Origin of the sequence: Psychrobacter piscatorii (assembly GCF_904846415.1) — a bacterium.
In the GTDB taxonomy this organism is placed as follows: domain Bacteria; phylum Pseudomonadota; class Gammaproteobacteria; order Pseudomonadales; family Moraxellaceae; genus Psychrobacter; species Psychrobacter piscatorii.
Genome location: NZ_CAJHAR010000012.1, coordinates 24,020 through 35,547 on the forward strand (window position 1 = coordinate 24,020; position 11,528 = coordinate 35,547).

The 11,528-nt window shown below is 46.3% G+C and carries 10 protein-coding genes; 3 read left to right on the forward strand and 7 right to left on the reverse strand.

The features are described from left to right. Positions 1 to 8 precede the first annotated feature (8 nt). Positions 9 to 1,583, forward strand: a complete 1,575-nt coding sequence (locus tag JMX83_RS07200) for an aldehyde dehydrogenase (NADP(+)) (protein ID WP_201600093.1) — start codon at positions 9 to 11, stop codon at positions 1,581 to 1,583. Between the two features lie 113 nt (positions 1,584 to 1,696). Here JMX83_RS07200 and JMX83_RS07205 read toward each other — a convergent pair whose 3' ends face one another. Next, complete coding sequence (locus JMX83_RS07205) at positions 1,697 to 1,957, reverse strand: hypothetical protein (RefSeq protein ID WP_201600095.1); 261 nt, start codon at positions 1,955 to 1,957, stop codon at positions 1,697 to 1,699. 351 nt (positions 1,958 to 2,308) lie between these two features. Between JMX83_RS07205 and JMX83_RS07210 the strand changes: the two genes are divergently transcribed. Then, complete coding sequence (locus JMX83_RS07210) at positions 2,309 to 3,091, forward strand: YdcF family protein (RefSeq protein WP_201600097.1); 783 nt, start codon at positions 2,309 to 2,311, stop codon at positions 3,089 to 3,091. A gap of 35 nt (positions 3,092 to 3,126) precedes the next feature. Here the strand turns inward: JMX83_RS07210 and JMX83_RS07215 are convergent, their stop codons facing one another. From JMX83_RS07215 to ftsL, 6 genes are all read right to left on the reverse strand, one after another. After that, positions 3,127 to 4,077, reverse strand: coding sequence for a putative RNA methyltransferase (locus JMX83_RS07215; protein WP_201600190.1), 951 nt, complete (start codon positions 4,075 to 4,077; stop codon positions 3,127 to 3,129). A 128-nt stretch (positions 4,078 to 4,205) separates the two neighbouring features. Then, positions 4,206 to 5,324, reverse strand: coding sequence for a phospho-N-acetylmuramoyl-pentapeptide-transferase (gene mraY / locus JMX83_RS07220; RefSeq protein ID WP_075106486.1), 1,119 nt, complete (start codon positions 5,322 to 5,324; stop codon positions 4,206 to 4,208). A 3-nt stretch (positions 5,325 to 5,327) separates the two neighbouring features. Next, a complete protein-coding gene (locus JMX83_RS07225) occupies positions 5,328 to 6,776 on the reverse strand; it encodes a UDP-N-acetylmuramoyl-tripeptide--D-alanyl-D-alanine ligase (protein WP_201600100.1) in 1,449 nt (482 codons plus the stop codon). An 83-nt stretch (positions 6,777 to 6,859) separates the two neighbouring features. Beyond that, positions 6,860 to 8,602, reverse strand: a complete 1,743-nt coding sequence (locus JMX83_RS07230; protein WP_201600104.1) for a UDP-N-acetylmuramoyl-L-alanyl-D-glutamate--2,6-diaminopimelate ligase — start codon at positions 8,600 to 8,602, stop codon at positions 6,860 to 6,862. Positions 8,603 to 8,669: 67 nt separating this feature from the next. Further along, positions 8,670 to 10,754 carry a peptidoglycan D,D-transpeptidase FtsI family protein gene (locus tag JMX83_RS07235; RefSeq protein ID WP_201600105.1) on the reverse strand — a complete coding sequence of 695 codons (2,085 nt, stop codon included), beginning with the start codon at positions 10,752 to 10,754 and terminating at the stop codon, positions 8,670 to 8,672. Then, positions 10,751 to 11,236: a cell division protein FtsL gene (ftsL, locus tag JMX83_RS07240; RefSeq protein WP_201600106.1), complete on the reverse strand. Its 486-nt coding sequence runs from the start codon at positions 11,234 to 11,236 to the stop codon at positions 10,751 to 10,753. The genes JMX83_RS07235 and ftsL overlap by 4 nt, the downstream gene beginning before the upstream one ends. Positions 11,237 to 11,250: 14 nt before the next feature. On the opposite strand from ftsL, the gene JMX83_RS07245 reads away from it, so the two are divergent. Further along, a complete protein-coding gene (locus tag JMX83_RS07245) occupies positions 11,251 to 11,409 on the forward strand; it encodes a hypothetical protein (RefSeq protein ID WP_201600107.1) in 159 nt (52 codons plus the stop codon). Positions 11,410 to 11,528: the final 119 nt, after the last annotated feature.

Here is an 11,528-nt window from a genome sequence, read left to right on the forward strand (position 1 = left end):
AGAATATTATGGTTATTGGACATAATTTTATTGCAGGTCAACGCAGTGCGCTTGGCAGCAAAGTCTTACAAAGCGTTGATGCCAGCACAGGCGAAGCCTTGGCTTATGAGTTTCATCAAGCCACTGAAGAAGAAGTCAATCAGGCCTGCGAAGCCGCCAGTGAGGCCTTCAAAAGCTATCGTAATACGTCACCTGAACAGCGCGCGTTATTTCTAGAAGCGATTGCCGATGAACTAGATGCGCTGGGACAAGACTTTCTCGACGATATTTCACAAGAGACAGCGCTACCACTTGCACGTTTACAAGGAGAGCGAGGGCGTACCAGTGGTCAAATGCGTTTATTCGCTAAAGTGCTACGCCGCGGTGATTATTTAGGGGTGCGTATCGATACGGCACTGCCTGAACGTGAGCCTATGCCGCGTGTAGATTTGCGCCAAGTAAAGATAGGGGTCGGTCCGATTGCTGTGTTTGGGGCAAGTAACTTTCCTTTAGCCTTTTCGACCGCAGGCGGTGATACCTCTTCTGCGTTAGCGGCAGGGTGTCCTGTCGTGGTCAAAGCTCATAGTGGTCATATGGTAACGGCGGATCAAGTAGCACAAGCGATCGATAGAGCGGTTGCAAGCACCAATATGCCTAAAGGCGTTTTCAGTATGGTTTATGGCAGTGGTGTCGGTGAAATGCTGGTAAAACACCCCTTGATTCAAGCGGTTGGTTTTACAGGCTCGCTAAAAGGTGGGCAGGCATTGAGTGCGATGGCAGCCGCTCGCCCCAATCCTATTCCAGTATTTGCAGAAATGAGTAGTATCAATCCTATGCTCATGCTACCCGCTGCCCTAAAAAATCGTGGAGATAGTATTGCTCAAGACTTAGCAGATTCTGTCGTGATGGGCTGTGGACAGTTTTGTACCAATCCTGGTTTAATCATTGGTATTAAATCACCTGAATACAGTCAGTTTATTGAAAATCTGACAACTATTATCGATGCCAAACCTGCACAAACCATGTTGAACGCAGGCACATTAGAAAGCTACTCATTGGGTCTGGAAGATTTGATGACACATGAAGGGTTCCAGCATTTAGCCGGACAGCCTCAACAAGAGAATCAAGCGCAGCCGCAACTGTTCAAAGCAGATGTGGAGTTACTGCTGGCAGGCAATCAGTTGCTACAAGAAGAAATTTTTGGTCCTGCGACCATAATCATTGAAGTCCAAGATAAGGCACAGCTGATTCAAGCACTCAGTAGCATGAACGGTCAACTGACAGCCGCTTTGATTGCTGATGAAGCCGATTTTGCTGAATTTGCAGACGTGGTACCTGTATTAGAAGAGAAAGCTGGACGCCTACTCTTAAACGGTTATCCAACAGGAGTAGAAGTTTGCGAGGCAATGGTACACGGCGGGCCTTATCCTGCAACGTCTGATGCACGTGGCACTTCGGTCGGAACGCTGGCAATCGATCGCTATCTACGTCCTGTGTGTTATCAAAACTACCCCCAAAGCTTATTACCAGAAGCATTGAAGGATGAAAATCCGTTCAATATTTTGAGACTAGTTAATGGTGAAATGACCCGAAATAAAATTTGATATAAGAATTTAACAAAAAAAAGAGACCAATTAATGGTCTTTTTTTTATTGTATATACTATTAAAAAATAACGCCCATTTAAGGCGTCATTTTTGGATTATCGAAGGTTAGTTTTAAGAACGATGTTCATGAGTATTTTTACCTTGATATTTACCTTTAATCTTATATTTAGCAGCTGCCGCCTTTGATCTATAGTGAGAATCCTTCGCCTTATTTTTGACAACTTTATGCTTACTATCTGCCTTGTTACCATGTTTTTGGTGCTGTACTTGAGACGCATGATGTTGTGAATAATTTGGTGCAGCATTGGCTTGACCAACCATCGACAAACAGGCAGTAGCCGCTAGAATCGAACTTACTATTATCTTTTTCATTGTTTTTTCCTAATTTAATTCATATTAATAAATTATGATTAAAGATACCTTATGAAGTATCACGATAAAGCATCGCTCTATCGACAAAGGAAATGATAACTGGTTCACGTATTAAGTAGCTTTATGAAACTTGAAGAAAGGTTGCGATTGTTACCACTACTAAGCACATTCACACACTAAAGGGTAGAAATCTAAAGAATTACACTATTTGCTGGTGTTGGCTGGCATCGATTGAACCCACCAACCTCTATATAATGATTTTGCCAACCGTACAACTAATTTATAGTGATTAGCATCTGACAACTATACACAGCGCGACTCTTCTATCAGCGCTGACTGGATAAAAAATTTATGTTTGGGTTATTACGTGTTTTATTAACCGTGCTTGGGGCGATACTCATTATCGACTGCGTTACTTTGATGGCTGTTGATAAGATTAATTTTGGTACAGTGCTGCCTTTTTTGATAGGCGTGGTTTTTGTAGGCCATGGACTAGGTGCACCCTTAATTGCGAAAATACTTTCCAACAATCCTTTACTGCGGCGTGTTTGGTACGGATTGTGGCTAATGTTTGGATTATGGCTCGTCAGCTTTTTAGTCTTTTTTTATTCATTGCAGCAGCAGATTGCACAGAGCAGGCAAGATTTGCCACCTGTGGCGGCTATTATTGTACTCGGTTCTGGGACGGTCGATGGCAAGCCGACCCCTACCTTAGCTAGTCGCTTAGATACGGCAGCACAACTGATCGAGCAGCAACCACAGGCGCTCATTATTACGAGTGGCGGTGTGGGCTATGAGCGCACGCGCAGTGAGGCGGACATCATGGCGACTTACTTGCAGCAAGCACATGACATTCCACTAGATCGTATTTATCAAGAAGGCAAAAGCACCAGTACTGAAGAAAATCTGGCCTACAGTCAAGTCATACTTGAACAGCATGGTATTGATAAAGAGGCACCCATCGCCATTGTCACCAGTGACTTTCATACTATCCGAGCGGCTGCTATAGCTCGCCATCAAGGTTATACGCAACCAATTACACTTGCCAGTACAACACCATTATCTATTCGCTACAACGCATGGTTTCGAGAGTATTTTGCCTTTGGTAGCGGTTGGCTATTACAAGAATACTGATCAGCAGATGCCGTAACAAAAATATTAAAAGGCGCTCAACTTAACGCTTTTTTTTGCAAAATATAAACCACGAATTTTGCCTCTGTTTTAAATGACGCTTTCTCTACTGCTGCCAATAACGCTTGTCTTTTTTCACTACGTGCGCGGTAGGCATAAGGCGTCATCGTCATTAAATCAGCCAAATCATCCGCTGATAATGTCATCTCTGTACTGACATGGTCAGTCCCAGTCAACGTAAAGTATGGTGCCAATTCGTGTAAAAACTTATCAGAATCATGCTCACGCACATTATCGAATAAGGCATCACGCATCGTCGCTAAGTGTCCAGCATCTGGTTTGGCAATGATTAAATACCCATCATCAGCCAATACCTCAGCGAACGCTTCAGGCAAAATAGGACTAAAAATACTGCTAATAGCCGTCACACTATGAGAGCGTAACGGTAGATGCGCGGCGCTGGTCACTAATGGATAAATCACCGTCGTCTTGGCAGCGTTAGTATTCTTGCGCTGATACCAAAGACGACCTGCCGCTTTACTCACTTTAGCCAATTCCATCAATGCAGGCTTGCTGATATCTGCCGCTATAAGAGTATCTATGATATCCGAGCCCAGTTGTGCCATTGCTTGCGTGTAGTAGCCTTCGCCGCAGCCAATATCAAGCCAATTCACAGACTGAGTATCCTGCGCCTCTGTGGCATTACTTTTTGACAGTAGCGCTGCCATCTTCTGGACAATCAGATTTTGTAACGGCGCATAGTGACCATGGTTCAAAAATCGCTTGCGGGCATTGATAGATTCTTGACTGTCGCCAGGTGCTTTTGATTTCTTCTGCTGTACAGGCAACAGGTTGACGTAACCTTGGCGAGCAACATCAAACGGATGCGAGGTTTGCTTGGGGTGCAAACTACCATCACAGCGCCACGTATCTGCGGCTGGCTGTAGTGGTGACTGACAAAGTGGGCAAATAAATAAAGACACAGGTATCTCGAAGTCATAGCAATATGACCCGCATTTTAACAAATTTCGTGTGCCTTAAACGATAAAAAGCCACCTCAATACTCATTGAGATGGCTTCTAAGCAGAAAAGTTAGGTACATTTGAGGCTTGTTTTTCTAACGCAGCTTCAAAGTCATTAGCCCAAGGATGACCAAAATAATGGCGATAATCCAAAACCGCGTCACCACCTGCGTTTCTTTCCAGCCAATTTCTTCGAAATGATGATGTAGCGGAGCCATACGGAAAACGCGTTTTTTGCGCAATTTATAAGAGCCAACTTGCAACATCACTGATAGCGCTTCGGCAACAAATAGACCGCCCATAATCGCAAAGGCAATCTCTTGTCGTGTCATCACGGCAATCGTACCGAGCATCGCACCCAGTGCCAGCGCGCCCACATCGCCCATGAATACTTGTGCGGGATGCGCGTTGAACCACAAAAACCCAAGACCTGCCCCGACCATGGCGCCACAAACGATAATAACTTCAGAGTTATAGGGAATGTACGGAACATGCAAATAATCAGCAAAGCGCACATCGCCCGATACATAAGCCATCGCACCCAAGCCTGCTGCGACAAGCACTACTGGTAATATCGCCAAGCCATCCAAGCCATCCGTTAAGTTGACCGCATTGGACGCACCATTGATCACAAAGTAGGTAAAGATAATAAAGCCAATACCAAAAGGCACTGCCGAAAATGGAATCATCCAATCTTTAAAGATCGGTATCAACAAGTCCTGCATCTCGCGAGTGGTGTTGATATCCGGCTGTAGTGTGGCGATGTAGTATAGAGAGACGCCGACGAATAATGCGCCCATCGATAACCAAAAATATTTCTTTCGCGCAATCAGGCCTTTGGGGTCTTTGTACTTGATTTTGAGCCAATCATCCGCCCAACCTACGGCACCAAAGATCACCATAACGACGAGTAAAATCCAAACATAAGGATTGTTCAAACGTGCCCATAGCAGAGTCGATACGCCAATAGCACTGAGAATCAATACCCCGCCCATGGTTGGCGTACCGGTCTTGACCAAATGCGATTGAGGCCCATCATTGCGAATAGCCTGACCGTATTTGAGTGAACGCAGGTGCTGAATGACACGCCCGCCAAAAAACATGCTAAATGCGAGGGCAGTGACCACCGCAAGCAGCGCTCGCAACGTCAACGAAGAAACCGCAGAAAACGGCGTATAATACTGGCCAAGCCAGCCAAACAACCAAACTAACACCGCCTACTCCTCTACTAGCGCATGAATAAGTGTTTCCATTGTCATGGAACGCGAGCCTTTGAACAACACAGTACAAGGCTTAGCTTGTTGCGCTTGCAAATACGGCTGTAAATACTGTAATAAACTGTCTTTGTCTGCGAATGCATGAGCATTGATATCAGCAATCTCTTTCGCACCAGCAACGGTGGCCTTGGCGTATTCGCCAACACAGAGTAGCACATCGATACCTGTGGTCGCGATAGTACGGCCGAGGCTTTGATGCTCACTAACTGCCGCCTCTCCTAGCTCGCCGATATCACCCAATACCATCACTTGCGTACCCGTTTGTGCAGCCAATACTTTGGCAGCGGCGCGTACCGAGTGTGGGTTGGCATTGTACGTATCATCAATTAGGCGGTGCTTACCCAGTATCTGACTGTTCAGACGACCTTTAGCTGGACGCGCGTTTTCAAGGCCGATCACAATGTCACTGACGTCGATATTTAACGCATGCGCACAGGCTGCAGCAGCCAAAGCATTATTGACATTGTGTTCGCCTGCTAATGGCAAGTTGATATCATGAATCTGATTACCGATATGTAGCTTAAACTCACTACGCTCTGGCTCTACATCTAAATGGCTCGCGCTGACATCGGTATTACCAAACCCAATCACATGCGACGTGTGCTTTTCAGCAATGCGGCGCAACTGATTTGTAAAATCATCCTTGTCAGGAACAATCGCAAACTGCGCATCCGTTAAGGTGTGATAAATCTCTGCTTTGGTTTGGCAAATGCCTTCACGGCTACCGAACTCACCCAGATGAGCCGTACCAATATTTAGGATACAGGCCACATCAGGGCGCACAATCTCAGTCGTATAGGCGATCTCACCAATGTGGTTGGCACCTAACTCTAAAATGGCATAACGATGATGGTCTGATAACTCAAGCAGCATCATTGGCACACCCAAATCATTATTGAGGTTACCACGGGTAATCAATGTCGGTGCCAATCGACCAAAAATACTGCCTAGCATTTCTTTACAGGTGGTTTTACCGCTAGAGCCAGTAATCGCGATCACAGTCAGATCTTCATGCTGCTGACGACGATAGCTTGCCAGCTGACCTAACGCCAAACGGGTATCACTGACAACCAGCTGCGGAATCGCATTTGACTCAGATAAGATAGGACGAGACACGATGGCTGCGATGGCACCTTTTGATGCTGCCATGTCGATATAGTCATGACCATCAAAATTCTGACCACTTAACGCCAAAAAGATATCACCAGGCTTTATCGTACGAGTGTCGGTCGCAATACGCTTACTGGCTAATGATGCTTGCTCTGCATCTGCATAGTCTTGTGGCAACTGCCAGTGACTATCGAGCGATGCTGTCGCTGCGAGCATATTATCCATTTGCCAGACATAAAGCCCTTGCGACTGGATGGTGTTATCGTGGTCGGCTGTCATAATGGTTACCTTATATAATGACTACTTCATTTTTATATTTAATGATTAATTTTTTGATAATAAGCGTATCGATAGTCAATCGACTATATACGGCCCGCTTGCGCTAATGCCTGCTGCAAAATAACACTGTCATCAAAATCATAACGGACGTTGTTAATCTCTTGATAGGTCTCATGGCCTTTACCAGCGATGACGACAATATCGTCTGGACCTGCCTGACTGACGGCATACTCAATGGCCTTTTGGCGAGCAGGTTCTATATGCGTACGTTGATATTGCTCAGCACTCATCCCAGCCTGCATATCCTGTAAGATGACATTAGGGTCTTCGGTACGTGGATTGTCAGCGGTCAAGACAACTTGATCAGCACCTGTGAGGCCCGCTTGTGCCATCAATGGACGCTTACCTGCATCACGATCGCCGCCGCAACCAAACACTGCCCATAGCTTACCTTTACAGTGAGTTTTCAGGCTCGCCAGCACTTGACTTAAGGCATCTGGCGTATGCGCATAATCAACAATAAAACAGCCATCATTCGATGGCACACGTTGCATACGCCCAACCGCACCTTGTAGCTGCGTGACCGCAGTCGCAATGCGCCCAATATCCACATTTGACTCAGTAGCAGACTCAGTACTAGTAACAATACCAGTCGCTACTGCTGCTGCGATAGCGGCAAGCAAATTAGCAACATTAAAGCGGCCGAGTAATGGACTGACAATCTCGATAATATCCGTTTTCTCATCACCAACTGTTTTATCATTAAAGTCAGTACGCAGACTTATCTTTACACCCTGTAGACTTGGCTCGATATCAGCAGCGACAAAAGTAGCAGATGTTGCAGGCTCTAGACTATACGTCCATACCGTCAAGTTGCTAGCAGTGGCTGTATCCAACATAATCTGAGCATGCTCATCATCGGCGTTGATGATGGCATGGGTCAAATCTGGGAAGTGAGCTTTATCAAATAGCTTGGCTTTGGCAGACGCGTATTCTTCCATATCAGCATGATAGTCTAAGTGGTCACGACTCAGATTGGTATAAATCGCAATGCTAACTGGCACGCCTTGTAAACGCTGCTGATCCAAACCATGAGAGCTGGCCTCTAACGCCAATATTTCAGCATTCTCGGTGCCCATTTGATACAAAAACTGCTGTACAGCCAAGGCGTCTCCAGTGGTATGGCTGGCTTGCACCAAAGCGCCAAGGCGACCATTACCTGCCGTACCCATCACAGCACTGCTCATGCCTGTTAATTGGGTCAGCTGCGCCACCAATTGACTGATGGTGGTTTTACCATTGGTGCCCGTGACAGCGACTACCTTTGGCAGGGTCACTGGCTGCTGATATTGCAGATATGCTTGGATTAAGCTGCCTAAGAAATCACGAATGTTAGGGACATATAAGATTGAGCACGGCAACGCTGCTAATTGCTGCTGTGCGTTAAACTCACCATTCATCTTCAGCGGAGTATTTGCTTCGCTAATCAAGGCAACAGGATCCATCTCTGAGAGGACAAAAGCGGCCTTCTCAGCGGCTTGTAGCAGATAGTCATGACTTTTTTGAAAGTTTGGCGTATGGCTTTTTAAAAGGATGAATACGTCATTATTTGATAGTTGACGGCTGTCTAGTTGGAACTGCTGAAAAGGAATATGAGCAACAGATTGAATCTGATCCGCCCCTGACTGACTCGGTGCCTGTTGAACCGATGTTGCGATCATCGCGGTTAGCTGTTGCGCCAGCAGCTTATCGCTAGTATCGATAAGCTGCTGTAGAGTGGCCGTCGTAACAGTGGCGCTATTTGACGATAAGGTAGGCATGGTCATGGGCAAATCCTAAACAGTTAATACAAATCAGCCCCTAAAGAGCTGACTACTTAAAATCATTGAACGCCTACTGTGGTTCTGTTTTGAGCGGCTTATCTAAAGGCACATTGTATAATCGTAACGCCTCTTTCATCACGTTGTGGAACACAGGTGCGACCGTTAGACCCGCATAAATCTGACCGCGCGGATCTTCAATAAGCATGACGCCCACAAGCTTTGGATTAGACGCTGGTGCCATACCAGCAAAGACGTTACGATACTGATCAGTATAATAACCACCTTCTGGATTGATACGGCGCGAGGTACCAGTCTTGCCTGCCACACGGTATCCGTCAATGGCGGCGGCTTTAGCTGTTCCACCTGCCTCGGTCACACTTTCAAGCATCTGTACAATAGACATCGCCTGCTCGCGCGCCATAATGCGTTTGCTTGGTTGCGGCTTGTCGTTCTTAATCAAAGTCAATGGGTGCATCACTCCGCCTGCTGCGAGGGCTGAATAAGCCTGCGCTACTTGCGCTAGTGTCACTTGTAAACCATAACCATAACTGACTGTCGCACGGCGTGAGGTTTCTTTCTCTTTTGGCGTCACAATGAGACCACTGCCCTCACCTGGGAACTGTAAAGGTGTTTTTGAACCAAAGCCAAACTGTCGTTGCATATTAGTAATGGCATCAGGCGGTAGCGACAACGCAATCTTAGTCGAAGCCACGTTACTAGACTTCTGTAGTAGCGTTGCCATATTGATCATGCCCAAGTTATTATGATCGCGGATGGTATAGCCACGCACGCGAATTGAACCTGGGTTGGTATCAATTAAAGTAGTCGGCGTATATTTGCCTGAGTCTAGAGCGGCGGCAACGGTAAAGGGCTTCATCACCGAACCTGGTTCAAACACATCCAATAGCGCACGGTTACGCTGGTTCTCACCAGTCATCTCATTGAGATTGTTTGAGTTGAATGATGGCCATGTGGATAGCGCCAGCACTTCACCAGTCTGTACATCGACGATCATACCCGTCGACCAGCGCGCTTTTTGCAGACGCCCTGCTTTTTCTAGCTCTTTATAGAGCAAATATTGCAACCGCGAATCAATCGTCAGCGCCACATCTTTGCCTGGTATCTCAGGCTCAAGTTGCTTGATCTCTTTTAAGCTGTTTTGTTTGGCATCTTTTAAAACAAGCACCTTACCATCATCACCTGCTAAATCTTTTTCATACTGGCGCTCAATACCAGCACGTCCTTCGTAACCACCCTCAGGGTCGTTGGCGTTTTGTCCCATAAATCCTAACAGCTGCGCATTAGATTGCGGCTGCGGATAATAACGCTGAAAGAAGTTTTTCTCATGGACACCAGGGAAATCAAGCGAGCTAACACTTTGTGCAATCTCAGGTGTGACCTTATTGAGAAGGGGTAAATAATGCGAGCCTGCACCAGATGGCAGCGCCGCTTTGACTGCTGCTTCATCGGTCACATCAATACTGTCATCGATTGCCGTGGCTTTTTTTAGCTCATCGACAGAGATATTGGCAGCCGCAGCCAGTGTCGTCAGATCCATATTGTCTAGACGCTTTTGCATACGCGCCTGCAATTGTGGACTGCTAGGATTGGTCAAGATAATACGTTTGAGCTCGTAGTATTCACTCGCATAATCATGCGGGCTAAATGACACAGTCGCCAGCGGTGCGCTCACCGCAAGTGGTAAATCATTACGGTCGGTGATCATACCTCGATAGGATTTTTGCGTGCGCTCACTAGTAATGAGCTCATTGCCTTTGTCTTGATAGAACTGCGCGTTGGCTACCTGAATATAGTAGGCACGGCCAATCAATAGCACCAATATAACCAGCGCCAAACCCCAAACGGTACGGAAACGGTTTTTATCCTGCTCAAAGCCGCCACGAGAGGACGCGCCAGAGGCTTTACCTAAAAACCCTCTTTTACTCTTTGGGTTTCTGGCACTGGTATGCGTCCCTTTCGTGTCACTCTTTTTGATACGATCAAATAATTTGGCTTTACGACTGCCTGCCGCTTTATCACCCATTTGTCCAGATTTGGCAGTGCTCGCACGGCGTAATGGTTTGGTCACCTTGCCACTGGCTGGTTTTTTGCTGGTGTTTTTTGCTGGTGTGGATTTAGGTTTTTTGTCACTCATTGTCCTGCCTCCGCTACCGGTTCTTCAGGGGAGATATCGGTAGAGGCTCGTGGTCCGACCACATCTAAATCTAACTCATCGTCGTCATCATCAGAGACCACTGGTGCTAAGGCAGTGGCGACACCAGGCTGAATAATCAGCTTATCCTTCAATGTCGGTGAGTACATACCCAATTCCGCCACTGCACGACTGGCGATTTGCGGTGTGGCGCTAAAGGTTTGCTGTTCAATCAATAGACGCTGATGTTCTATTTGTAGCTTACGCTCTTGTTTTTTCATGTCTTGCAAGGTTTTATAATCCTGATGATATTGCTGAACGGCTTCGGCAGTCTTGATGCCGCTCCATACGATTGCGGCTGCCAAGAGCAGTAATACGACCACATAAATGCTCACCACATTGAACCGACGCACGAATAGCTCGCCGATATCGGTGTTATAGGGCGCGGCGGCGCGGCGGTTTGCAGGTTTGTCAGATATTGCCATGACGATCTCAAAAAGTGAACGTAAACGATAAAGTAGATAATGGTCTGCAAGCAATGAATGCATCATTGCTCAGCCATACCATTGATAAAAATAAAACCAAAGATAACCGTCTTATAGCGGCAACAGCCTACCGCTATAGCGATATGTCATATCAAAACCTGCTGCCTTACTAAACCTGCTATCTTGCAAAGTCGAATAGGTCGAATAAACAACCATGTTATTTTAGAGTGAAAAACGACTGAGTTGCTTGATATCTCAGCCACTCTCAACTGATAAATGACGGAAAATTATT

Excerpts from the sequence above, each read along its gene's own strand:
- JMX83_RS07230 (WP_201600104.1), bottom strand. The coding sequence starts at position 8,602 with ATGACCATGCCTACCTTATCGTCAAATAGCGCCACTGTTACGACGGCC.
- JMX83_RS07200 (WP_201600093.1), top strand. The coding sequence starts at position 9 with ATGGTTATTGGACATAATTTTATTGCAGGTCAACGCAGTGCGCTTGGC.
- JMX83_RS07225 (WP_201600100.1), bottom strand. The coding sequence starts at position 6,776 with ATGACAGCCGACCACGATAACACCATCCAGTCGCAAGGGCTTTATGTC.
- JMX83_RS07235 (WP_201600105.1), bottom strand. The coding sequence starts at position 10,754 with ATGAGTGACAAAAAACCTAAATCCACACCAGCAAAAAACACCAGCAAA.
- JMX83_RS07205 (WP_201600095.1), bottom strand. The coding sequence starts at position 1,957 with ATGAAAAAGATAATAGTAAGTTCGATTCTAGCGGCTACTGCCTGTTTG.
- JMX83_RS07210 (WP_201600097.1), top strand. The coding sequence starts at position 2,309 with ATGTTTGGGTTATTACGTGTTTTATTAACCGTGCTTGGGGCGATACTC.
- ftsL (WP_201600106.1), bottom strand. The coding sequence starts at position 11,236 with ATGGCAATATCTGACAAACCTGCAAACCGCCGCGCCGCCGCGCCCTAT.